20 protein-coding genes are annotated in these 23,226 nt (G+C 73.6%); 13 read left to right on the top strand and 7 right to left on the bottom strand.

The genetic code is table 11. From position 1 onward, the window contains the following. The first annotated feature begins 61 nt into the window (after positions 1-61). The 6 genes from AC29IT_RS13290 to AC29IT_RS13315 all read left to right on the top strand — a co-directional run bounded on the left by AC29IT_RS13290 (position 62) and on the right by AC29IT_RS13315 (position 6,411). Positions 62-628 (top strand): type VII secretion system-associated protein, encoded by a 567-nt coding sequence (locus AC29IT_RS13290; protein WP_358435570.1) that lies wholly within the window; start codon positions 62-64, stop codon positions 626-628. Between the two features lie 31 nt (positions 629-659). Next, on the top strand, positions 660-1,376 hold the full coding sequence (locus tag AC29IT_RS13295; RefSeq protein ID WP_488218867.1) for a type VII secretion system-associated protein: 717 nt from the start codon (positions 660-662) through the stop codon (positions 1,374-1,376). 95 nt (positions 1,377-1,471) lie between these two features. Further along, positions 1,472-2,428: a hypothetical protein gene (locus AC29IT_RS13300; protein ID WP_358435575.1), complete on the top strand. Its 957-nt coding sequence runs from the start codon at positions 1,472-1,474 to the stop codon at positions 2,426-2,428. A gap of 47 nt (positions 2,429-2,475) precedes the next feature. Then, positions 2,476-3,093, top strand: a complete 618-nt coding sequence (locus tag AC29IT_RS13305; protein ID WP_488218868.1) for a type VII secretion system-associated protein — start codon at positions 2,476-2,478, stop codon at positions 3,091-3,093. Next, positions 3,090-3,704: a type VII secretion system-associated protein gene (locus AC29IT_RS13310; protein WP_358435579.1), complete on the top strand. Its 615-nt coding sequence runs from the start codon at positions 3,090-3,092 to the stop codon at positions 3,702-3,704. The genes AC29IT_RS13305 and AC29IT_RS13310 overlap by 4 nt, the downstream gene beginning before the upstream one ends. 295 nt (positions 3,705-3,999) lie before the next feature. Then, on the top strand, positions 4,000-6,411 hold the full coding sequence (locus AC29IT_RS13315) for a right-handed parallel beta-helix repeat-containing protein (protein WP_358435582.1): 2,412 nt from the start codon (positions 4,000-4,002) through the stop codon (positions 6,409-6,411). Between the two features lie 279 nt (positions 6,412-6,690). Here the strand turns inward: AC29IT_RS13315 and AC29IT_RS13320 are convergent, their stop codons facing one another. The 6 genes from AC29IT_RS13320 to AC29IT_RS13345 all read right to left on the bottom strand — a co-directional run bounded on the left by AC29IT_RS13320 (position 6,691) and on the right by AC29IT_RS13345 (position 15,232). Further along, positions 6,691-8,754: a hypothetical protein gene (locus tag AC29IT_RS13320; protein WP_488218869.1), complete on the bottom strand. Its 2,064-nt coding sequence runs from the start codon at positions 8,752-8,754 to the stop codon at positions 6,691-6,693. A gap of 358 nt (positions 8,755-9,112) precedes the next feature. Continuing rightward, entirely contained in the window at positions 9,113-12,079 is a 2,967-nt protein-coding gene (locus tag AC29IT_RS13325; RefSeq protein WP_488218870.1) for a hypothetical protein, read from the bottom strand. A 227-nt stretch (positions 12,080-12,306) separates the two neighbouring features. After that, positions 12,307-13,047: an ABC transporter ATP-binding protein gene (locus tag AC29IT_RS13330; RefSeq protein WP_358435589.1), complete on the bottom strand. Its 741-nt coding sequence runs from the start codon at positions 13,045-13,047 to the stop codon at positions 12,307-12,309. Between the two features lie 335 nt (positions 13,048-13,382). Continuing rightward, positions 13,383-13,736: a hypothetical protein gene (locus AC29IT_RS13335; protein ID WP_358435592.1), complete on the bottom strand. Its 354-nt coding sequence runs from the start codon at positions 13,734-13,736 to the stop codon at positions 13,383-13,385. A 56-nt stretch (positions 13,737-13,792) separates the two neighbouring features. Continuing rightward, positions 13,793-14,029, bottom strand: coding sequence for a DUF397 domain-containing protein (locus tag AC29IT_RS13340; RefSeq protein WP_358435594.1), 237 nt, complete (start codon positions 14,027-14,029; stop codon positions 13,793-13,795). Positions 14,030-14,317: 288 nt separating this feature from the next. Further along, complete coding sequence (locus AC29IT_RS13345) at positions 14,318-15,232, bottom strand: helix-turn-helix domain-containing protein (RefSeq protein WP_488218871.1); 915 nt, start codon at positions 15,230-15,232, stop codon at positions 14,318-14,320. Between the two features lie 219 nt (positions 15,233-15,451). On the opposite strand from AC29IT_RS13345, the gene AC29IT_RS13350 reads away from it, so the two are divergent. From AC29IT_RS13350 to AC29IT_RS13365, 4 genes are all read left to right on the top strand, one after another. Next, positions 15,452-16,249, top strand: coding sequence for an exodeoxyribonuclease III (locus AC29IT_RS13350; protein WP_358439289.1), 798 nt, complete (start codon positions 15,452-15,454; stop codon positions 16,247-16,249). 152 nt (positions 16,250-16,401) lie between these two features. Further along, positions 16,402-17,199, top strand: a complete 798-nt coding sequence (locus AC29IT_RS13355; RefSeq protein ID WP_358439287.1) for a thymidylate synthase — start codon at positions 16,402-16,404, stop codon at positions 17,197-17,199. Positions 17,200-17,204: 5 nt separating this feature from the next. Then, a complete protein-coding gene (locus AC29IT_RS13360; RefSeq protein ID WP_488218872.1) occupies positions 17,205-17,663 on the top strand; it encodes a dihydrofolate reductase in 459 nt (152 codons plus the stop codon). Positions 17,664-17,741: 78 nt separating this feature from the next. Then, positions 17,742-18,383 (top strand): HD domain-containing protein, encoded by a 642-nt coding sequence (locus AC29IT_RS13365; RefSeq protein WP_358439281.1) that lies wholly within the window; start codon positions 17,742-17,744, stop codon positions 18,381-18,383. Between the two features lie 43 nt (positions 18,384-18,426). On the opposite strand, the gene AC29IT_RS13370 is transcribed toward AC29IT_RS13365, so the two are convergent. After that, the gene (locus tag AC29IT_RS13370) at positions 18,427-19,938 is read right to left on the bottom strand and encodes a S8 family peptidase (RefSeq protein WP_358439278.1); all 1,512 of its coding nucleotides are present in this window, start codon (positions 19,936-19,938) and stop codon (positions 18,427-18,429) included. A gap of 485 nt (positions 19,939-20,423) precedes the next feature. Between AC29IT_RS13370 and AC29IT_RS13375 the strand changes: the two genes are divergently transcribed. The 3 genes from AC29IT_RS13375 to yhjD all read left to right on the top strand — a co-directional run bounded on the left by AC29IT_RS13375 (position 20,424) and on the right by yhjD (position 22,922). Further along, positions 20,424-20,654, top strand: a complete 231-nt coding sequence (locus tag AC29IT_RS13375) for a hypothetical protein (protein ID WP_358439275.1) — start codon at positions 20,424-20,426, stop codon at positions 20,652-20,654. Between the two features lie 85 nt (positions 20,655-20,739). Further along, positions 20,740-21,792: a tryptophan--tRNA ligase gene (gene trpS / locus AC29IT_RS13380; protein ID WP_358439272.1), complete on the top strand. Its 1,053-nt coding sequence runs from the start codon at positions 20,740-20,742 to the stop codon at positions 21,790-21,792. A 95-nt stretch (positions 21,793-21,887) separates the two neighbouring features. After that, entirely contained in the window at positions 21,888-22,922 is a 1,035-nt protein-coding gene (gene yhjD, locus AC29IT_RS13385; RefSeq protein ID WP_358439269.1) for an inner membrane protein YhjD, read from the top strand. Positions 22,923-23,226 lie beyond the last annotated feature (304 nt).

The raw sequence follows: 23,226 nt of genomic DNA on the forward strand, positions 1-23,226 counted from the left end.
TCGGGCGCGCAACGGCACGGATAAGGTGGGTCGCGGGGCGACCCCGATCGAAGGACTCCTGATGCGAGACGAGACCCCGCCGGACGGCGAGGACCGCCAGTGGGTGCTGCTGGTCGACCCGGCCTGGCAGCCCGAATCCGACGACGAGCCCGCCCCGCCGGAGGCCGTGGTCGGCGCCTGGGTGCTGGCGGACGGCGGTTCCGTCGGACCGTTCCAGCCGAACCCCGGCTACCTGCCGTCCCGCGAGGACTCGCCGACCGACCCGGTCGACGCCGCCGTGCAGCTGGTGGTGCGCGGGGAGCAGCCGGAACGCGCCGCGATCGAGACGATGCGGGACGCGATGTTCGGCATCGCCCTCGACGGGCGCGGCGCCGCGATCGTGGCGCCCGCCCCGGACGGGGTGCCCTCGGTGCTGGTGGCGACGTCCCCGGTGCACGCGCGGCCGCTGGACGTGCCGAGCTGGCAGGAGATCAGCGCCGCCGACCTGGCCGCCTCGCTGCCCGCCGAGGGCGTGGACGTGCTGCTGAACCCGGGCGCCCCGGCGTCGATGCGGGTGGTCGCCGCCGCGCTGAAGGACGTCCTCGCCGAGCCCGCGCCGACCGCGCCGGCCCCGTTCGCCCGGCCGTGACCGGACCGGCCCGGAGCAGGGCGAGCCGACCGTGACCACGAACCGAGAGGACCCCGCCGTGGCGGACACCGACAGCGCCGAGGCCGCGCGGGAGGACACCGGCGAGCACTGGGCGATGCTCATCGACCCGAACTACGAGCCGGCACACCCCGACGACCCGGTTCCGGAAGAGGCGATCGTCGGCGCCTGGTACGTCGACGACGGCGGCATCGCCGAGCGGTTCGCCCCGAACCACGCCTACCGGCCGTCGAGCCCGGACCTGCCGACCGACCCGCTGGACGCGCGGCTGCGCCTCGCCGCCCGCGGGGAGGCCACCGCCGACGAGTTCGTCGCCTCGCTGCCCGGCGCGCTGGTGTGCCTCGCGCTGGACGAGGACGGTTCGGCGATCGTCACCCGCGCCCCCGACGGGGTGCCCTCGGTGCTGGTGCTGACCTCGCTGGCGCACGCGCACCGGCTCACCGTCGAGTCCTGGCAGGAGATGGAGGTGGAGCGGCTCGTCGCGCTGCTGCCCGTGGCGGGCGTGGACGTGCTGTTCAACCCGGGCGGGGAGGCCTCGGTGCGGCTCGGCGCCGACGAGCTCCGCCACGCGCTCGCCGACGAGCAGTCCGAACCCGCCGAGCCCGCCGGAGCCGCTGGACCGGCTGGGCCCGCTGGAGCCGCCGGGCCCGCCGGGCCTGCCGGACGCGCCGGGCCTGCCGGACCCGCTGGAACTGCCGGATCCGCCGAGCCGGGAACGGCCGGTTCGTGAGGGTTTGGCCGCGCACCGGAACCTCCGATCGGGGTAAGACCGGGGTCCGCGCGCGGCCGTGGGACCATCTTCCGCAGGAGAGAGAGGTGCGCCCGGTGTCCACTGCCGATCGAATGCACGACCTGTTGCTGCACTTGGCGGGACGGGTGCCGGACGACTTCCTCGCGTCGATGCGGGAAGTGCTGTCCACCGGAGTCGTCGGCCGGGTCGCGGGCTCGGTGTGCGAGGTGCTCGCGGCGGACAAGGTCTCGGTGACCATCGCCCAGGCCGGGCTGCTCAGCGAACTCGTCGACGACGCCGCCTCCGCCGTGTTCACCGGCATCCCCATCGCCGACGAGACCCCGCCCTCGGTGTGGCTGTTCGACGCCGACGAAGCCCCGGAGCGGACCGCCGAGGTGACCGCCGCGCTCACCGCGGTGCTGTCCCGGAACCCGGCCGCGCTCGGCCTCTGGACCGCCTGGCGCCGCCCGTCGCGCGGCGAGGGCTCCCCGCTGCCGGTGCACGTGGTCACCGCCGCCGCGGAGGCCGATCTGCCGCGGCTCAGCGGCGAACTGCACCGCGCGCTCGCCGACCACCCCGACGTGCCGCGGATCGAGGTGGTGGGGGAGCAGGACGCGCCCGCCTACCAGCGCGCCGCCCGCGGCCGCGGCACCCTGACCTGGGCCAGGGACGAACCGGTGGAGCTGCGCATCGCGCGGGTCTTCGACCGCGTCGACCCGGACCGCGGCCCCGAGTTCGACCGCGACCACCCGGTGCTCGAAGCCGACGACCGCGAGGAGGCGCTGGCCTACCTGCGCGCGGGCGAGCTGCTGCTGAGCACCGGTGCCGCGATGGACGACGTGGTCGACCCGGACCGCGGCCAGGTCGTGCCCACCAGCTACCGGGGCGACGGCGTCTGGCTGTGGCCGGACGCGGTCACCTACTACCTGGAGGAGCACGGGCTCGCGCCCGACGAGCACTTCCTGGAGCACATCCGCCGCGCGAGCGGGCTGCCCGAGCGGCTCGACGCGGTGAGCACCCACCGCGCGCTGCGGCACCTCTTCGAATCCTGATCAACCCCGCACAGCGCATCCCCGGCGGGGAGTGAGGAGATCGCGGCATGCCGGACACGGGTGAGTCCCGCTTCTACCTGCTGATGGACCCGGGCTGGGCGCCGTCGGCCGCGGAGACCGAGCCCCCCGTCGAAGCGATCATGGGCCTGTGGCCGACGGCCGATGACGGCGGGCTGGGCCGGTTCCGCCCCAACCCGGACTACGCGCCCACCGATCCCGACGCGCCCGCCGACCCGCTCGACGGGCTGTTCCGGATGCTCACCGCGCGCCGCGCCGAACCGGACCAGCTGCGGCTGCTGCTGCACGACAGCGAGCTGGAGGTCGCGATCGGGCCCGGCGGTGGTCCGCTCGTGGTGCGCTCGCCCGACGACGTGCCGTGCCTGCTGGTGGCGACCTCGCCGCACTACCGGTTGGCCTCGGAGCAGATCGGTTCCTGGTGGCGGACCGGGGTGGACGGCCTCGCCGACCTGCTCCCGGAGGGCACCGACGTGCTGTTCAACCCGGGCAGTCCCGGTTCGCTGCGCCTGGTGGCCGGATTCGTGCGCTCCGCGCGGGAACCGTCCGCCGAGCAGCGCGCCTCCGCGCGCGCCGGCCTGCCCACCGCCGCCGGGGAGCAGTTGCGGCTGCTGGCCTGGCCGATCGATCCCGCCGAGGAGTCCCGATGAGCGAGCCGACCCCGGAGCAGGACCTCACGGCAGGCGCGCCGGCGGTGCCGGACCGGGAGACCACGCCGACCGACTGGATGATGCTCACCGACCCGGCGTGGGTGCCCCCGGAAGAGGGCGCCGAACCGCCCCGCGAAGTGCTGCTCGGCGGCTGGCCGATGTGGATCGACGGTTCCTGGGGCCGCTTCCAGGCCAACCCGGCTTACCAGCCGCTGAGCGAGGAATCGCCCAGCGACCCGGTGGACGCGGTGCTGCGCATCATGGTCCGCGACGACTACGGCGCGGAAGCGCTGCTGTCGGTGCTGGTGGACACCGCGCTGGAGATCGCGCTCGACGAGGACGGCGTCGCCGTCCTCGACCGCTCCCCGGACGGCGTGGCCTCGGTGCTCGTGGTCACCGCTCCGGTGCACCGGGACCGCGTCGACGCCGCCGACTGGCGCGGCACGCACGCCGCCGAGATCGCCGGAGCGCTGCCGGAGAGCGGCGTCGACCTGCTGCTGAACCCGAACTCGCCCGCGTCGATGCGGCTGTCGGCGGACGCCCTCCGCGCGCACCTCGCCGCGGATGAGGACGAGGCCGCCCGCGGATCGCTGCGAACCGAGATCGGATAGCGTGTGACCAGGGTGTCGCCCACCGCGATCACCCATGAAGGATGTCCCCAGGAACAGCGGCCCACCGGCTCCCGAGCCGCCGTGGCGACCGGTCGGCGGTTATGACTGAATCGGATCGCCGCAGCGGGCCGCGGTACCGCCGGTCCACCCGGCGCGCGGTCATCGCGGACGCGCCCGCAGCGCTTCGCGATCCTGATCGCCTCGGGCGCCGCCACGTCGCAGGAGTGGCCAGGAGCCGCTTCTCGGCGGGGGACGCGTCGGTCGCACGCACGGTGAGTACGGAGGAACCGGGAACGTGAGCCAGAACGTCATCATGGTCACCCAGGGCACCGGCCAGGGGCACCGGAGCATCGGAGACGCCGTGGACAGCGCGTCCGAGGGTGCGGTGATCGTGGTGGGTCCCGGGCGCTACACCGAGAACCTGGTGCTGACCAAGGCCATCACCATCACCGCTGAGGACGGTCCCGGGACCGTTCGGATCGTGGCGCACAAGGGGGTCGCGGTCGCGCTGGCCGCCGATTCCGCCGCGCTGTCCGGCGTCACCATCGACGCCATCGACGGGGAGAACCCGGCCGTGCTCGCCACCGCCGGTCAGCTCACCCTCACCGAGTGCGAGGTCCGCGGCAGCGGCTGGGCCGCCATCTACGCCAGGGACACCGGCAGCGTGCTGATGCGCGAGTGCAAGGTGCGCAACCAGGTCGGCGCGGGCGTCGTGGTCACCTCCGCGCAGGGCGGCGTGCTGGACTCCTGCGAACTGCTCGAGCTCGGCACCTCCGCGGTCGTAGTCGCCGACGGCGGCGGGCTGACCGTCCGCGCCTGCGCCGTGCGCGAGGCCGCGGGCAACGGCATCTGCCTCAACGGCCGCGGCCGGATCACCGTCGAGGACACCACCGTCGCGGGCACCTCGAAGCCCGCCATCGCCGTCGAGCAGCACGCGCAGCTCACCGCGACCCGGCTGAACGTGGTGGACAGCAAGGGAATCGGCTTCTACCTCGCCAGCTCCGAATCCGTGCAGCTGGAGGAATGCCGGGTCGAGCGCGCCGGAGCCGAGGGCATCTACGTCGCCGAGTCCTGCGCGCCGATCATGCGCGGCTGCCGCGTCCAGGGCGCCCGCGGTCGCGGCCTGCACTTCGCCGGCCGGGCCTCCGGCGAGATCAGCCGCTGCGAGGTGTCCGATGTGGACGGAATCGGCATCGGCGTGACCGAGCGCAGCGTCCCCGAGTTCGACCAGACCGACGTCTCCGCCTGCAGCGGCGGCATCCGCGTCGACGACGGCTCGGACCCGTTCTTCCGCAGGCTCCGCGTCGTCGGCAGCGACGGCGCCGCCATCGCGGTGGACACCGGGGCCCGCGGGCGGCTGGAGAACATCGAGATCGACCAGACCGGCGGCTCCGGCGTCGAGGTCACCGGCGAGGCGCGGCCCGCCGTCAGCGGCCTCAGCATCCGCCGCGCGGGCGGCTCCGGCGTCGAGGTGAAGGGCGCCGCGCTGTCCCTGGCCAACTGCGACATCACCGAATCCACCGGGTACGGCGTGCACGCGGGCCCGGGCGCGGACCTCACCCTGACCAAGTGCCGGGTGCACGGCAGCGGGAAGGTCGGCTGCCACTTCGCCGACGGCGCCTCCGGCTCCGTCACCGACTCCGAGTTCACCGGCGGCGCCTCCGACGGCGTGCACCTCGAGACCGAGGAGACCGTGCAGCTGTCCGGCTGCACCGTCCGCGACAACCGCGGCAGCGGCGTCCGGCAGGTCAAGCCCAGCGCGAAGATCACCGTCGAGAACCTGATCAGCGGTGGCAACGGCGCCCAGGACGCCTACGGCAGCTCCGCGGCGGCCACCGGCGACCAGCAGCCCGCCGACCAGCAGGCGCAGCCCGCGCGGGACCGCGCGCCCAGCGGCTCCGACCCGCTCGGCGAGCTCAACCGGCTCGTCGGCCTCGACGGCGTGAAGCGCGAAGTGACCTCGCTGGTCAACCTGAACAAGATGGCGCAGCGCCGCGTCGACGCCGGGCTGTCCGCGCCGCCGATGGCCCGCCACCTCGTCTTCGCCGGCGCTCCCGGCACCGGCAAGACCACCGTCGCCCGGCTCTACGGCCAGGTCCTCGCCGAACTCGGCGTGCTGCGCTCCGGCCACCTCATCGAAGTGGCGCGCGCCGACCTCGTCGCCCAGATCATCGGTGGCACCGCGATCAAGACCACCGAAGCGTTCAACACCGCGCTCGGTGGCGTGCTGTTCATCGACGAGGCCTACACGCTCAGCTCCGGTCGCGGCGGCAGCGGACCCGACTTCGGCCGCGAAGCCATCGATACCCTGGTGAAGCTGATGGAGGACCACCGCGACGACGTCGTGGTCATCGCCGCCGGGTACTCCAACGAGATGCGCGACTTCCTCAGCGCCAACCCCGGCATGGAATCCCGGTTCAGCCGCACCATCGAATTCGCGAACTACTCGCCGGACGAACTCGTGACCATCGTCGAATCGCAGTGCCGCAAGCACGACTACAAGCTCGACGACGACGCCGTGACCGTGCTGCTCGAGTACTTCGAGGCCATCCCGAAGGACGGCACCTTCGGCAACGGCCGCACCGCGCGCCGCGTGTTCGAAGCCATGACCGACCGGCAGGCGTCGCGGCTCGCGGTGGACGTGTCGGCGGTCGCCGACGACCTCACCATCCTCAAGGCGGAGGACTTGGACACGTCGTTGGTCTGAGTCCCGGCCTGCTTCGCTGCTTCTGTCGTGTAGTGGTCGGGTGGCGGGACCTCAGCGGCTTCCTCGCTGCGGGATCGATTCCACCGGTGGCTCCGCCACAGGCGAAAACGCCGTCCTCGCGAGGGAACGGCTGAGAACCCGCTGCGGTGTCGGCGGTTGCGCTGGTGGTCGTTGCGCAGGGGCTCCGCCGCTGACGGGCGAGGGGCGCCGCGCGTCGACGGCGGCGCGGAGGACTCGGCTCGGCGGTGCCGCCGTCGGTGGGGCGCGCGGTCTTCCTGATCAGCTGGCTCGGGCGGTGGATTCGCCGGGATCGGTGGACTCGTGTTCCGCCGCGGCCGGTCCGGGCTCGGCTTCGGCCGCCATGGCCGCGCGGAGCGTGGAGACGTCCACCCGGACCGTTTCGGCCGCCGCGGCGGGGGCCGGGCCGCCGGACATCGTGATGTGCGGGGCGGCCGTCGCGGGCGGTGCCGCGGCCGTCGGGTTCCCCGTCGCCGGGGCGGTTTCGGACTCGGTGGGCTCGGCGTTCGCCGTCGCGGATTCCGCTGGTGCCGCGGGAGATTCCGCGGGTGCTGCCGCGGCCGCTGCCACGTCCGCGGCGCGCACGACGGTGGTCTCTTCGGCTGCGGGAGTGGATGCGGCTGCCGCCACATCGGCGGCACGCACGACGGTGGTCTCTTCGGCGACGGGTGCGGATGCGGCCGCTGCCACGTCCGCCGCGCGTACGACCGTGGTCTCTTCGGCTGCGGGAGTGGATGCGGCCGCCGCCACGTCGGCCGCGCGCACGACGGTGGTCTGCTCGGCGACCGGCTCGGCCGTCGCCGCGACCGGTGCGGGGGCACCGCTCGTGCGGACGGCGTCCGGTGCACCCGCGGCCGCCGCCACGTCCGCGGCCCGGACCACCTGGGTGCGCTCCACCCGCTGCGTCCGCTCGGTCTCCGCCGCGGCAGGCGCCGGCGCCGCGGCCTGGCGGTGCACCCGCACCGTCGCGTGCTCCTCGTCGCGCAGCGGCGCCGAGAGCACCTTCGGGAACGCGACCCGGCCGCGCAGCTCCCCGGCCGCCTGCAACAGCGCCGATCGCGCCGCCCGGTCCGCGACGCCGAGCACCAGGATCCGCACCCGTGCCAGCTGCTCCCGGTCCAGCCCGCTCAGCACCCGGTTCAACGCGAGCGCCGCGCCCTCCGGCATCGGGGTGCACGGCACGCCGACCGTGATCGTCAACCGGTCCACCTCGAACGCCAGCCGGTCCGCGGAGGTCGCGGACGCCACCTTGCTCGCGGGCACCAGGGCCAGCCCGGCAGGCACCACCTTCGCGATGAGCTCGTGCGGCGTCGGCTGCACCTCCGGCGAACCGCTCCAGCGGTACAGCAGCGGCGCGCCGGGCACCCAGCCGCGCGGTGCCAGGTTCGCCTGCACCGCGGCGATCCGGCCGTCCGGGCCGTACCGCATCGCGGCCACGAACGGGCGCCAGGTCGGCGCGCCGATCGCGTCGACCAGGTGCGCGGCCTCCAGCCCGCCCAGCTGCTGCAGCGGGCCGATCGTGGCCACCACCTCGTGCCCCAGCGTCCGGGACAGCTCCGCGAGCCACCCGCCGGACGCGGTCCACTGGTCCAGCGGCACCAGTTGCATCCGCAGCCGCACCGCGTCCGGGAACCGCCGCAGCAGCGCCGCCACCTGGTGCGGCAGCAGACCGCGGCCGCCGACCACCAGCCGCGGGCGGGCGGACGCGATCGGAATCCAGCGGGCCGGTTCCAGCAGCTGCTCCGCGCCGTCCGGCGCGGCGGCGAGACCCGCGGGCACCGGGCGCAGGTGCAGCGTCCCGTCGTAGCCCGCGCCGCGCGGCAACCGGTCCTCCCAGTCCGGGCGGGGGAAGCGGGTGCCGTGGGCCTCGCCGGGGCCGTCCGCGGTGAACCGGATCCACCGGTGGTCCTCGTCCCCGGCGTACACGCAGCCGCCCGCGACGATCCGGACCGGGCCGCTCGGGGCGTGCACCTCGGCGCCCAGCTCGCGGGCGAGCTTCTGCGCCTGCGGGCGGCCGCGGCCGCGCTCGCCGAAGGACGGCACCGCCACCCACAACCGGGCCTGCTCGGCCGGGTTCCGGGTCAGCTCCGCGGCGGCCACCGCGGCTCGGCAGGCCTTGCGCAGCGCGGTGCGGAAACCACCGGCCTGCACCGAGGCGGGGGAGACGAGGACGAGGCCTTCGCCGCGGCCGACCGGCACGGTGCCCGCCAGCGCCGCGCTCTCCTCGTCCGCAGCCGATCGGCGCACGACGAGCACGGTCGAGCCGTGCGCTCGCACGACCAGGTCGCGAACCCGTGCGGTCCCGGATTCGTCGAGGTCAGACATGGATTTCGCTCTCGTTCTCCGCGCCCGGAGGTCCACGAGCCGTCCGCGCATCCGTCGCGTCCGCGCGGTGATCGGCGGTTCCGGGGTCTCCGGCGCCGTTCGGACCGGGCGAGCGGTTCGCGGTGAGTCCGGCCGCGGTTGCGCCAAGTGTGCACTGCAGTTGAACACTAACACCGAACAGGCGTCGCGGAACCGGTCGGCGACCGTCCCCGGTGACCCACCGCAGCGGTCCCCACCCCCGGGCATCGGACCGTTCCCGAACGTGTTCCCGCTGTTCACCGGGGTGCCCGCGATGATCTCCGGGCTGCGGCGGCGGGCGCCCCGGTGTTGTCGGAGGTTTTCCCTCGGTTGTGGACCGCTAGTGCTCCGCGGGCTCCGGCACCTCGTCCGGGACGAAGCCCACCGGCTCGGCCAACCGGGCCAGCGCATCCCCGGCGGGGGTGCGGGGCTGGGCCCGCTGGTGCTTGCGGGCCAGCCGCATCAGCTCCAGGTGCTCGGCGTCCGAATCCGGGGCTTCCCCGGGCTCCTCGGCCCGCCCGAGCTCGCGCAGCAGCACCACCGGCCCGTCCGCCGCGCGGTCCACGTCGAGCACCGCGAACCGGGCCCCGGCCGGGAACACGACTTCCCCGGTGGTGTCGCCCAGCGGCGCGGTGCGGCGCGCGTCCTGCGACCAGAGCATCACCTGCGCGTGGTCCGCGGCGTGCACCGGTTCGGTGCTGGCGCTGAGGAAACCCGCCTCGGACACCGGCATCCCCGGCTCGTACACGTCCAGCACGTCCAGCTCCAGCAGCCGGTACACCGGCCCGCCGTGCACCGGCAACCGGCGCAGCCCGGACATCAGGCACACCGCGTGGTCGCCGAACTCGTCCCGCCCCGCGCCGCGCAGCGCGCGGTTCACCGACACGGCGCCGAACGCCCCGGCGCCCAGGTACAGCCGGGCGGCCACCAGGTCCGCTTCGGGTTCCGGTTGCACCTCCTCGCCGGAGGTGGCCAGCGCGGCGCGCACCGCCGCCAGCCCGCTCTCGAAGTCGGTGCCCGCCCGCTGGGCGAACGCGGTGCGCTGCTGCTCGCTGCTGCGCCGTTCGGCGAGGAACTGCGGCAGCGCGGGCACCGGCACCAGCGCCGAGCGCTCCCCGGACGCGGCGCGACGCGGCGGCAACCGCAGCGCGGCCACCGACAGCCGCGTGGTGCGGTCCGCAGGGGCGACGGGGACGTTCGCCGGGTCCGGTTCCGGCGGGTGCACCTGCGCCGCGCTGATCGTGGCGAGCTGGGTGACCCGGACCGGCTCGGGCTGCTCGGCCCGCTTCGCGGCGGCCGCGGACAGCCGCGCCTTGCGCTCCCGCGACCGCAGGGACAGGGGAGAGGCGCCCGGCTGGCGCTTGGGCAGCGCGGACGGGGTGGCGAGCTGCGTCATCGACACCTCGGCGGACATCCGGGGGACGTCCTGCGCGGTGTCGGCGCGCACCGCGACCGGGAACCCGGCGTCGGCGGGGAGCAGGCCGGTGAGCGGAATCTTCCTGGTGGCCAAGGACGTCACCGGTCCCGGGGACTCGTCCGAGGTACCGGGACCGTCCGAAGTGCCCGGTTCGGGCCCGGCCTTTCCGGGCGACGGCTCGGCCGGGGTTCCCAGCGCTTCGGCAGCGGTGGTCCCCGAGCCGGTGGGCTCGGCGGAGTCGGCGGGAGGCCCGGCGGGTGCTGCGGACGCGTCCGGCACGTCCGCACCGGTCCCGGTACCGGACGAGCCCTGCGCCGCGGCCGGTCCGTCCGAGGACCGGGGTGCCACGACGGGTTCGCCCGCCGGAGCCGACACCGGAGCACCCGGCTCGGCCGGATCACCCGGCGCTGCCGTGGAGACACCCGTCCCGGCCACCGGATCGCCCGGACCCGCGACCGGATCGCCCGGACCTGCCACCGGATCACCCGGCTCGGCCACCGGATCGCCCGGCTCGGCCACCGGATCACCCAGCCCCGCCGCCGCGGGCAGCACCGCCGGGAACCGCAGCCGGTCGGCCAGCGGCCCGGCCGCGCCGCGCAGCTGCTCGCGCATCGGCTCCGGCGCGATGCCCTGCACCAGCAACCGCACCCGCGCCCGCTGCTCGGCGTCCAGCCCGGACAGCAGCCGGTTCAGCGCCGCAGGCATCCCCTCCGGCAGCGGGGTGCACGGCCAGCCCAGCACGACGGTCAGCCGGTCCGGTTCGAACGAGAGCCGGTCGGCGGCGCCGGGGACGCCCGCGCGCGGCGCGGGCAGCAGCGCGATGCCCGCGGGCACCACCTTCGCGATCACTTCGTGCGGGGTGGGCTGCGGATCGGTCATCCCGCTCCAGCGGAACACCAGCGGCCCGGCGGGCAGCCAGCCGCGCGGCGGCGCCCCGGCCAGCACCGGTTCCACCCGCCCGTCGGGGGAGTACCGCAGCAGCGCCGCGAGCGGCAGCCAGCTCGGCCCGCCCCGCTGGTCGGGGACGAGGGTGAACTCGGCGTGCACGCCGTGCCGGATCAGCCCGGTGGCGGCCACCACGTCGTGCCCGAGGAGCGCGGCGAGCTTGCCGAGCCACTGCGGGGAGGCGGGGTCCGGGTGCGCGGGCACCAGCTGGATGCGGTCCCGCACCGTGCGCGGGAAGCGCCGCAGCAGCGCCGCGACCTGGTGCGGCGCGATGGACGGTCCGCGCGGCCCGCCGAGCACGATGCGCGGGTGCTCCGCGGACACCGCGACGGCGTGCCACACCTCGTCGGCGGTGGTCTCCGCGGTCGCCGAGGCAGCCAGCCCCGCCGGGACCGGTTCGGCGTGCAGCCCGCCGTCGTGCACCGCGCCGCGGGGCAGCAGCGCCTCCCACGGCGGCTGCGGGTAGCGCGCGCTGTGCAGCTCACCTGCGCCGCCGCCCGCGGGGAACCGGATCCAGCCGTGGTGGTCGGCGCCGGTGAAGATCGAGCCGCCCGCGACGAAGGTGACCGGGCCGTCCGGGGCGTACACCTCGACGGAGAACTCGCGGGCCAGCTTCTGCGCGGTGGACCGGCCGCGGCCGTCGAGCCGGCCCGCTCCGGAGATCGCCAGCCACAGCCGCGGCGCATCGGAGCCGGTGGTCTTGGCGCGGGCCGCGGCGGTGACCGCCATCCTGCTGGCGTGGCGCAGCGCGGCGCGGAACCCGCCGGCGCGCACGGCTTCGGCCGCGGCCAGCACGAGGCCGTCGCCCGCCGCGACGGGCACGGCGCCGAACACGCGCTGCTCGGTCTCATCGCCGCCGGAGGAGTGCAGGATCAGCACCGTCGAGCCCTGCGGCCGGACGATCAGATCGCGGACCCGGACGGGTTCGACTTCCGGTTCTGACATCGACCTGCTCTCGTCGGGCGCGCTCGAAGGACCCGCCGCTCGGCACTCGCCGGGGATCGGGAGGGATCACCCGTGGTGCGGCCGCGGCCGGGACGCCGTGCGCGGGGTTCGGTGGGGCAGGGCGGTCGTCGCGCGCCGACCGCGTGCGCACCATGATCGCATCCGGCGCGCTCGGTGTCGCCGGTCACTCGGAACCCGCCGCGGGCGTGGCCGCGCGACGCGCGGGATCAGGCGATGTGCTCGGCCGCGGCGGACTCGCAGCCGCAGTCCGCGGGGCGCTCCCGCTCCTGCACGACGCGCCCGTCCTGCAGGACGACGACGCGGTCGGCGTAGCCGGCGACGGACGGGTCGGCGGAGAACAGCACCAGGGGCAGCCCGAACTCGGCGCTGCACTGGCGCAGCAGCCGCAGGTGGTGCCTGCCGGTGATGGCGTCGAGCGCGGCGGTCGGCTCGTCCACGAGCAGCAGGTCGGCCTGCTGCAGCACGGTGCGGGCCAGCGCCACGCGCAGTTCCTCCGCACGGGTCAGCGACGGGGTGGCGCGTTCCAGCAGCGCCCGCACGTCCAGCACGTCCAGCGCGCGCTGCAGCAGCTCCGGGTCCGCGCGCCTGCCCGCGGTGTCCAGCGGCAGCAGCAGGTTGTCGGCCACGTCGAGCTGGGGCAGCAGGTTCGCCTGCGGGTAGACGACGCCGATCCGGGTGCGGCGGAACTCGGTGCGGGCGCCTTCGTCGAGCGCGGTGAGCTCGGTGCCCGCGATCCGCACCGACCCGCGGGTGGGGCGTTCCAGCCCGGCCAGGCAGCGCAGCAGCACGCTCTTGCCGGAGCCGGTGGGTCCGACCACGGCGGTGCAGCGCCCGGGGGTGACCCGCAGGGTGACGTCGTGCAGCACCGGTCGACGAGCCGTCCCGAATTCCTTGCTGATCCCGTCGGCGATCATCGCGCCGTTGCTCATCGGGCATGTCGCGGACACGGGGTCCTCCTCCTCGTCGTGGGCGCCCGGTACCGGCCGGCCTGCTCGTCCACCGTCGCCGACCGCCGAGGTGGGCGGATCGGCCCATCGGCCGGGGTCGCTCCTGCGGGAGGCCGAGATCGGGCGCGCGTCCCTCGTCCCGTGGGACGTGCCGGGAGCCGCGGGGTTGCTCGGCGCGGTGCGTTTCCGGTGCCGTGCGTTCGGTTTCGGCAGGTCGGCGCCGGTTCTGCCGGGGCCGGTCGATCCGGCGCCGGATGCGCGAACGGCCGCGGCGGTCCGCCGGGGTGGGGCGGACTGCCGCGGCCGTGGATCGTCAGCCGCCTGGCCGGGCCGGGTCAGGCGGAGGCGGCCAACCAGGTGGAACGCCCCGCGCGGGTGGGTACCCAGCAGCCTTTCGCGGCGGCGCGGTCCTCGTCGGGGTCCGCCAGCGCCAGCGCCGCTTCGACCACTTCGTCCGCGGAACCGGTGGTGCGCCACAGCACGGTCTTCGGGAACAGGACGTCCGGCTCGTCGCCCGGGATGCGGGCGGCGTCGGCTTCGTCCTCCCCGTAGAGCTGCACGATGTCGATCACGCCGTGGTGCACCCGGATGCCGACGACGGCGATGAGGGTGCCGTTCGCGTCGCGGGGGTGCGCGAAGTGGAAGTCGCGGGCGATGAGTGCCTGCAAGCCGTCCGTTATGTCGTTCATGACGCCACCGAGGGTTCTGCGCGAGCGCTGGTCGATTGCGGGGGGCGGGCCGGGGGTCAGACGATCAGGTCGTCGAACTCGCCGTCCTTGGCACCGGACAGGAAGGCCGCGATCTCCGCCCGGGTGTAGATGAGCGCGGGCCCGTCCGGGTAGCGGGAGTTGCGGACCGCGATGTCACCGTCCAGCAGGGAGGCCAGCTCCACGCAGTTGCCCACCGAGCCGCTGTGCGCGCTCTTTCTCCAGGACGCTTCGGGTAGCTGTCCCGCGATCATTCCGTTTCGGATCTCCGGCATCGAAGTTCCCAGCCTTCCCCGAGTTGCTTGCAACGATCAGATGCACGTGCATCTGATCGTGCAAGGACCGTATCACTGAACGTTGGAATGATGAATGCACGTGCAGCCGCACGGACGTCCGGGTAGGTGACGCAGGGGCCACCGGTGATCACGGAGCGTCGAGCTGTTGCGGGCACAATCGCAGATTAATCCTGCATATGGCTTCGTGCAGGATCGAGCATCGCGGGAGCCCGCGTCACGGATCTCGAAAAACTGTGAGCTAACTCACGAAACAGAGGGGCTGCGCGGTCAACCGGCGTCGCCGAGCGCCTTGCGCGCGGCCTGCAAGGTCTTGCGCGTGGCCTCCGGCGTCTGCGCGTCGACCGCGAGCCGGTGGCTGACCTTGCTGTAGAGCTCCACGTCCTCCGGCTTGTCCAGGTACAGCGCGCCGGAGAGGTGCTCCAGGTAGACGATGTCCGGGATCTCCTGCTCGGCGAACCGCAGGATCGTGAACGCGCCCTCCGCCCCGGAGCGGCCGAGGTCGAACGGCAGCACCTGCAGCGAGATCGTCGGCAGCTTGATCACTTCCAGCAGGTGGTCGATCTGCTCGCGCAACACGTCGACGCCGCCGATCGGCCGGTGCAGCACGGATTCGTCGATCACCGCCCACAACCGCGGGGCGTTCGGCTGGGTGAACAGGCGCTGGCGGTGCATCCGCAGCCGCACCCGGCGCTCCACCTCTTCCTCGACGGCTTCCGGCCGCCCCTGGCTGGAGATGGCGCGCGCGTAGTTCTCGGTCTGCAGCAGGCCGGGCACGAACTGGATCTCGTAGGTCTGGATGCGGGACGCCGACTCCTCGAGTCCCACGTAGTCCTGGAACCAGGACGGGACGAGGTCGTTGTAGCGGTGCCACCAGCCGGGCTGGTTGGACTGGCGGACCAGGTCGAGGAAGGAGCTCCGCTCGCCCTCGTCCGACACCCCGTAGAGGGTCAGCAGGTCGGCGACGTCGCGTTCCTTGAACCCGACCCGGCCGAGTTCGAGACGGCTGATCTTGGACCCGGAACCGCGGATCTCGTACCCCGCGTCGTCGCGGGAGATGCCGCTGGCCTCGCGCAACCGGCGCAACTGGCTCCCCAGAACCAGGCGACGCGCGGTGGGGCCGCCACTCGCGGCACCATCCGTGGTCACGTCCAGACCTCCCGAATCACGCACGGTCGTTTCCATCGACAGATAGTCGTACCAGCGGTACGCACCGTTACCCGGCATGGCAGTCTAGCCCATCTCACCGCGCCGCCCGCGAAGGTTGTGAACCGTTCCAGCAGGTCGAACGCACATGATCAACATCCCCGGTGAATCCCCAGTCACCCCAGCCGGAACAGTATCGGCGCCCGACCGCGTCGCACGCAATGCCCGATCGTCGGTGCGGATCGATAGGCTCGCCGCGTGTTCACCGTCTCGACCGTCAACGTCAACGGATTGCGCGCCGCCGCGAAAAAGGGATTCGTCGAGTGGCTGTCCGGAACCGGCGCCGACGTGGTCTGCATGCAGGAGACCCGCGCCGAACCGGAGCAGCTGCCCGCGGCCGTCCTCGAACCGGACGGCTGGTTCCCGCTGCTCGCGCCCGCCGCCGCCAAGGGCCGCAGCGGGGTCGCGCTGTACTCGCGGGTGGAGCCCACCGCGTCCCGGATCGGATTCGGCAGCACCGAATTCGACGACAGCGGGCGCTACGCGGAGATCGAACTGCCCGGACTCGTCATCGCCAGCCTCTACCTGCCCAGCGGTGAGGTCGGCACGGAACGCCAGGACGAGAAGGAGCGGTTCATGGCGGAATTCCTGCCGCACCTCGATTCGCTGCGCGACCGCGCGCGCGAGGAGGGGCGCGAAGTGCTGGTGTGCGGCGATTGGAACATCGCGCACCGCGAGGACGACCTGAAGAACTGGAAGGCGAACCGGAAATCCGCGGGATTCCTGCCGGAGGAACGGGAATGGCTCAGCCGCGTCTTCGACGAACTCGGCTACGTCGACGTGTTCCGCGCGCGCAATCCCGAAGGGCCCGGCCCGTACTCGTGGTGGTCCTACCGCGGGAAGGCCTTCGACAACGACTCCGGCTGGCGCATCGACTACCAGGTCGCCACGCCGGGACTCGCGGAGCTGGCCACCTCCGCCGTGGTCGAGAAGGCGCCGTCGTACGACAAGCGCTGGAGCGACCACGCCCCGGTCACCGTCACCTACGACCGCTGATCGCGCGCACGGCGCCCCGTCGTCGGCTTCCGGGCGAGCGGGACCGGCCCCGCTCGCCCGCGCCGTGCTCGGCCGTCGACACCGCCGCCGCCCCGGACCGCGGGCGTTCGGGCGCCGCGGTGATCGGGAGCTGCTCGTCTACGCTCGACGGCATGCCTGACACGCAGTACGAAGACCTGCTCCGCCACGTGCTCGACGACGGCACCCGCAAGGCGGACCGCACCGGCACCGGCACCCGGTCGATCTTCGGGCACCAGCTGCGCTACCGGCTCTCCGACGGCTTCCCGCTGATCACCACGAAGAAGGTGCACTTCCGCTCGGTCGCCTACGAACTGCTGTGGTTCCTGCGCGGCGACCCGAACGCCACCTGGTTGCAGGAGCGCGGCGTGAAGATCTGGGACGAGTGGGCGGCCCCCGACGGCGACCTCGGCCCGATCTACGGCGTGCAGTGGCGGTCCTGGCCGACGCCGGACGGCGGCCACGTCGACCAGATCTCCGAGGTGCTGCGCACGCTGCGCGAGAACCCCGACTCCCGGCGGATCATCGTGTCCGCGTGGAACGTCGCCGAGCTCTCGCGAATGGCGCTGCCGCCGTGCCACGCGTTCTTCCAGTTCTACGTCGCCGACGGGCGGCTGTCCTGCCAGCTGTACCAGCGCAGCGCGGACCTCTTCCTCGGCGTGCCGTTCAACATCGCCAGCTACGCGCTGCTGACGCACATGATCGCCGAGCAGGTCGGGCTCGGCGTCGGCGACTTCGTGTGGACCGGCGGGGACTGCCACATCTACGACAACCACGAGGAACAGGTCCGCACCCAGCTCGCGCGGGACGCCCGGCCGTTCCCGCGGCTGGACCTGAAGCCGGCGGAGAGCCTGTTCGACTACACCTACGAGCACATCTCGGTCGACGGCTACGACCCGCACCCGGGCATCAAGGCGCCGGTGGCGGTCTGATCGGCATGATCGGCTTGATCTGGGCCCAGTCGACGACCGGCGTCATCGGCCGCGACGGCACCATGCCCTGGCACCTGCCGGAGGACCTGAAGCACTTCCGCACCACGACCGCGGGCGCGACCGTGCTGATGGGCCGGCGCACCTGGGAGTCGTTGCCGCCGCGGTTCCGGCCGTTGCCGGGCAGGCGCAACCTGGTGCTCTCGCGCACCCCGCAGGACGGCGCGGAGACCTTCACCGACCTGTCCGCCGCGCTGGCCGCGGCCGACGGGGACGTGTGGGTGATCGGCGGTGCCGCGGTGTACCGGGCGGCGCTGCCGCTCGCGGACCGGATCGTGGTCACCGAGATCCGGGAGCCCTTCGACGGCGACACCGTCGCCCCCGACGTGGGCCGCCCGCCGGACCGCACGACCGACTGGCAGGAGTCGACCACCGGCCTGCACTACCGCTTCCGCACCTGGGGCTGACCCCGCGACCGGCCCGCCCGGCCGAAGGGGGCCGTCCGAGCCGTTCACCCGGGCGGCGATCGAGGGCATGATCGGGGCGTGGACGACGAAGACCTGATCGCCGAGCGCACCCCGCTGCCCGACGCCATCGGCGGGCGGTTGCGGGAGCAGCTGGTGTTCCTCGCCGAAGTGGACAAGCTCAAGACCGTGCTGCGCCAGTCCCCGCTGGCCGCGGCGGACCGCAGGGAGAACGACGCCGAGCACTCCTGGCACCTGGCGCTGATGGTGTCGGTGCTGGCCGAGCACTCCGACGAACCGATCGACGTCGGGCGCACCGTCGAACTCGTCGTGCTGCACGACCTCGTCGAGATCTACGCCGGGGACACGCCGCTCTACGACGACGCGGGCCGGGAGAGCCAGCAGGAACGGGAGGAGGCCGCCGCCGACCGGTTGTTCGGCCTGCTGCCCGCCGACCAGGCGGTGCGCTTCCGCGGCCTGTGGGACGAGTTCGAGTCCCGCAGCTCACCGGAGGCGCGCTTCGCGAAGGCCGTGGACCGGGTGCAGCCGCTGCTGCTGAACTGGCTGGCGCGCGGCGGCACCTGGGGGACCCCGGGCGTCACCGCGGACACCGTGCGCGCCCGCAAGGCCGTGATCGGTGCGGCCTCCGCTCCGCTGTGGACGGTGGCGCAGGAGCTGATCGACGAGGGCGAGCGCCGCGGCTGGGTCCGGCCGGGGGAGTGAGCCGAGCCCGGGCGCGCCCCGTCCGGAGCGCGCCCGGAACCGCTCAGCCGACCGCGTCCAGCGCGTCGATCAACCCCGCGCCGTAGAACCCGGCGCCGGTCGCCCCGCCCGCGCACACCGCGTCCGGTTTCCCGTCGCCGTCCGGGTCGTAGGCCTCCGGGCACGGCAGCGCGTCGGCCTGGCCGGACAGCGCGCCGGTGACCTGCGGCGCGCTCCACTCCGGGTGGGTGGCGCGCAGCAGCGCCACCACGCCCGCCGCGTGCGGCGCGGCCATCGAGGTGCCCTGCATCCAGCCCCAGCCGCCGCCGGGCACGCTGGAGAGGATGCGGCCGTTCGCCGACGGCGTCTGCGGGATCTGCCGCGCATCCCCGCCCGGCGCGGTCACCGCGACCGAACCGAGGCCGTAGTTGGAGAAGTACGACTTCACCGCGTCCGACCCCACCGAGGACACCGCGACCACGCCCGGCAGCTCACCGGGCAGCGCCGCGCAGTCGTGCCCGGCCCACCGGTCCTGCTGCGGCCCGCCGTTGTTCGGGCTGTCCGTGTCGTGGATCGGCTGCGACAGGTCCCAGCCGCTGTTGCCCGCCGCGGCCACCGTCACCACGTCGTGCCCGGCCGCGTAGGCCACGGCCCGGCGCACCGCTTCGGCGCCCGCGCGCTGGTCGGGATCGCCTTCGCACCACAGGTACCAGGGGTCCACGAAGTACGAGTTGTTCGTGACGTCGATGTCGTGCTCGGCGGCCCACAGGAATCCGCACACCGCGTACTCGGGGTAGATGAACCCGTCGTCGTCGATCACCCGCACCGAGGCGAGGTTCGTGTCCGGGGCGACGCCCGCCACGCCGACCCCGTTGCGGGCGGCGGCGATGGTGCCCGCCACGTGCGTGCCGTGCGCCTGGGTGTCGTCGGCCGGGGCCCAGGCCTCGACCGCGGTGTCCGGGATGCCGTCCTGCGCGCAGCTCACCGACTTCGACAGGTCCAGGTTCGGCTTCAGGTCGGGGTGTTCCGGGTCGATGCCGTAGTCGAGCACGCCGACGGTGACGTCCGGGCTGCCGGTGGAGATCGCGTGCGCCCGGTCGGCCCCGATCAGCGGCAGGTCCCACTGGTCGGCTTCCAGCGGTTCCCGGTCGGCGGCGGTGGCGGGCCGCTGCGCGGCGGTGCCCTCCAGCCGTTCCAACCGGGTGCTGGGCGGCGCGGGCGGGAGCTGCTCCGCCAGGTTCCGGCTGGCTCCCGCCTGGTCGACCGCGGGCTGCGCGCGCACGGCGGCCGCGAACCCGGGGTCGGGGGAGGTGGCGAGCAGGACGCCGATCTGCGGCCAGCTCTGCACGACGGAACCGCCGACGGCGCGCACCGAGTCCTCGGTCCCGCGCAGCCCGTCGCCGGTGGGGCCCAGCACCACGAAGTGGGCGGGCGCGGCGTCGGCGGCGGTGGCCGCGGGGTCGAGCCCGGTCGGGACGGCGGCGACGGCCGGGACCAGCAGGCCCAGCGCCAGCGCGGAACCCGCGAGGCGCAGGCGGTTTCCGCGCGGGCGCGGAGTCGATCGTTGTGGTGACACGTGTCCTCCCACGGCACATTCGTACCGAGCGATCAGTGACTGATCGTCGGATGATCCGCCCGATCAGCGGACTTCGACAGGGCGAAAAGGAGCAATCCGGCAGGGGAACCGGACGGCCGCCGCCTCCCGCTTTCGCGGGTCACCCGTTTCGGGGTCGCTTGCTAGGGCCGAACGGGTCGACGTGTTGCCGGACTTGCCACTCGGCCGAGTTATGGCGCTTGTCACCGCTCGGCTCGGTGAATTCGGTGTGTCGTGCGCGAGCGGGGCGTGCACCCGCCTCCAGCAGTGATAACGCGCACTTCGGGTACCCGGTGCCGCCGCGGTTCGGCGGGAAAATAGGATCTTTGCGTCGTGGCCGGTTTACGCAACGCGATCGTGGTGTTCACACACGATCGGTACGGTCCGCAACCGGGTTGAACGAGATCTGTACCCGTACGGGTTAACCGTCAAGGGAGGCAACGCTCGTGCGTAGCCGATTTGCCCGCGTGACCACGCGGGTATTGGTACTGGCGCCGCTCCTGGCCGTCGCAGTCCTGGGCACCGCCACGGCGCAGGCCGCGGGCAGCGGCCAGGTCCTCGCGCAGGGCGCCCCCTTCGTGGGCGCGGCCACCCCGGTCGGCATCGCCGCCATCGGTTTCGGCATCGTCGGCATGCTCGCCGGCGTCCTCCGCCGCAAGAAGATCGAGATCCAGCCGGAGAACCAGCGCAAGGGCTGACCGCACGCCCGGCGCGGCGCCCCGGCCACCACCGGGAAGCGCCACCCGATCCCCCCGCCCGCGCGGACCTTGCGAGAATCGACGGGTGAGCAGCGACGAGAACCCGCACACCTCCGCAGCAGGCTCGGCACCCGGGCGCGGACCCCGCGTCCTGTCGGGCATCCAGCCCACCGCCGACTCCTTCCACCTCGGCAACTACCTGGGCGCCCTGCGGTCCTGGGTGCGGATGCAGCACGACCACGACGCGTTCTACTGCGTCGTCGACCTGCACGCGATCACCGTCGAACAGGACCCGGAACTGCTGCGCAAGCGCACCCGGACCTCCGCCGCGCAGCTGCTCGCGCTCGGCATCGACCCCGACGCGTCCACCCTGTTCGTGCAGAGCCACGTCCCCGAGCACGCCCAGCTGAGCTGGGTCCTGGAATGCCTCGCCGGATTCGGCGAAGCCGGCCGCATGACCCAGTTCAAGGACAAGTCCGCGCGCCAGGACTCCGACCACATCAGCGTCGGGCTGTTCACCTACCCCGTGCTGCAGGCCGCGGACATCCTGCTGTACCAGGCGAACCAGGTCCCGGTCGGCGAGGACCAGCGCCAGCACCTCGAACTCACCCGCAACCTCGCCCAGCGGTTCAACTCCCGCTACGGCGACACCTTCACCGTGCCCTCCGCGCACATCCCGAAGGAAGCCGCCAAGATCCAGGACCTGCAGGACCCGACGGCGAAGATGAGCAAGTCCCAGCCGAGCGGCGTCGTCGACCTGCTGGAAGATCCGAAGCGCTCCGCCAAGAAGATCCGCTCCGCCGTCACCGACAACGAGCGCGAGATCCGCTACGACCCGGAGCACAAGGCGGGCGTGAGCAACCTGCTCGCCATCCACTCCGCGCTGACCGGCAGCGGCATCGACGAGCTCGTCGCCGAGTTCGACGGCCGCGGCTACGGCGACCTGAAGAAGGCCGTCGGCGAGGCGTTCGTCGAGTTCGCCGTCCCCTTCCAGGAGAAGGTGCACGGCTACCTCGCCGACCCCGCGGAACTGGACAAGGTGCTGCGCCGCGGCGCCGAGCACGCCCGCGAGGTCGCCGCCGACACGCTGCGGACCACCTACGAGCGCGTCGGCTTCCTCCCGCCGTCGGTCGGCTGACGGCGCGTCGATCTTGCGCTGACGAGATCATTCGGCGGTAACCTCAGGCCCGTTCGGGGCAACCCCTCCGTCCCGGACGGGCCTGGAGGTGACCCGTGACCGATCGCAGCCAACCCGCGCGCGCCGCCACGACCGGTGAACAGCCCGGTCTGCTGGAGCGGCTGCGCCGGGAGCACCCGTGGCTCGACCGGCTGATCCGCGCCGCGGCGCGCTACCAGAGCCAGTACGGCGACTACTACGCCGCGGCGATCACCTACTTCAGCGTGCTGGCCCTGGTGCCGCTGCTGATGATCTCCTTCGCGGTGGCCGGATTCGTGCTCGCGGGCAACCCGGACCTGCTGGACCAGCTGCGGCTGTCGATCACCGAAGCCGTCCCGAACCGGGAGATGAGCGGCATGCTCAACCAGGTCGTCGGGCAGGCGATCGAGCAGGCGGGCACCGTCGGGATCATCGGGCTGCTCGTCGCCCTCTACTCCGGTCTGGGCTGGATGACGAACCTGCGCGAGGCGCTGACCGCGCAGTGGAGCCAGGAGCACGAAGCCCCGCCGATGCTCAAGCGGCTCGCCTCCGACCTGGTGTCGCTGATCGGGCTGGGGCTGGCGATGGCGGTGTCGTTCGGGCTCAGCGCGCTCGGCGGCGGCGTCGGCCGGGCGCTGTTCGCCGCGCTCGGCATCGGGAACACGTGGCCCGCGCGGATCGGGCTGTCGGTGCTGGCGATCGCGCTGTCCCTGGCCGCGGGCTGGCTGGTGTTCATCTGGGTGCTGGCGCGGTTGCCGCGGCTGCCCGTGTCGCTGCGCAGCGCGGTGTGGGGCGGGTTGTTCGCCGCCATCGGATTCGAAGTGCTCAAGCAGGTCGGAGTCGTCTACCTCGGCAGCGTCACCGGATCGCCCGCGGCGGCCGCGTTCGGGCCGATCCTCGGGTTGCTGGTGTTCGCGTACCTGACCTCGCGGTTCATCCTGTTCGTCACGGCGTGGACCGCGTCGTCCGCCGACAACGAGCACCGGGCGCTGCCGGAACCGCCGCCGCCCGCGGTGATCCGGCCGCAGGTGCGGGTGATCGGTGCGGGGGCCAAGGCTTCGGCGGCGGTGTTCGGGCTGGGGGCACTCACCGGCTGGCTCCTCCGCCGCTGACTTGATCTCTGGTTCTTCTCGGCTCGTCTTGCCATGGGGGTGGGTGGCGGAACCTCAGCTGCTTCCTCGCTGCGGGATCGTTTTCGCAGGTGGCTCCGCCACATGCGACAACGCTGTCCTCGCGAGGAAGCAGCTGAGAACCCGCGGGTGGTCCGGCTGCGTGCGTGGTCGCTGCTCAGCGGCTTCGCCGCCGACAGGAGAGGGTGGTGGGCTCACCCGGCCGGGTTCGGGGCGAGGCCGAGCATCACGGCCATCGCGTCGCGCACGGCGGCCTGGTCGTCGACGACGAGCAGCCTGATCGGGT

The organism is Saccharopolyspora sp. MMCC62 (genome assembly GCF_057736575.1).

Excerpts from the sequence above, each read along its gene's own strand:
- AC29IT_RS13290 (WP_358435570.1), top strand. The coding sequence starts at position 62 with ATGCGAGACGAGACCCCGCCGGACGGCGAGGACCGCCAGTGGGTGCTG.
- AC29IT_RS13305 (WP_488218868.1), top strand. The coding sequence starts at position 2,476 with ATGCCGGACACGGGTGAGTCCCGCTTCTACCTGCTGATGGACCCGGGC.
- AC29IT_RS13310 (WP_358435579.1), top strand. The coding sequence starts at position 3,090 with ATGAGCGAGCCGACCCCGGAGCAGGACCTCACGGCAGGCGCGCCGGCG.
- AC29IT_RS13320 (WP_488218869.1), bottom strand. The coding sequence starts at position 8,754 with ATGTCTGACCTCGACGAATCCGGGACCGCACGGGTTCGCGACCTGGTC.
- AC29IT_RS13325 (WP_488218870.1), bottom strand. The coding sequence starts at position 12,079 with ATGTCAGAACCGGAAGTCGAACCCGTCCGGGTCCGCGATCTGATCGTC.
- AC29IT_RS13335 (WP_358435592.1), bottom strand. The coding sequence starts at position 13,736 with ATGAACGACATAACGGACGGCTTGCAGGCACTCATCGCCCGCGACTTC.
- AC29IT_RS13340 (WP_358435594.1), bottom strand. The coding sequence starts at position 14,029 with ATGCCGGAGATCCGAAACGGAATGATCGCGGGACAGCTACCCGAAGCG.
- AC29IT_RS13345 (WP_488218871.1), bottom strand. The coding sequence starts at position 15,232 with ATGGAAACGACCGTGCGTGATTCGGGAGGTCTGGACGTGACCACGGAT.
- AC29IT_RS13355 (WP_358439287.1), top strand. The coding sequence starts at position 16,402 with ATGCCTGACACGCAGTACGAAGACCTGCTCCGCCACGTGCTCGACGAC.
- AC29IT_RS13360 (WP_488218872.1), top strand. The coding sequence starts at position 17,205 with ATGATCGGCTTGATCTGGGCCCAGTCGACGACCGGCGTCATCGGCCGC.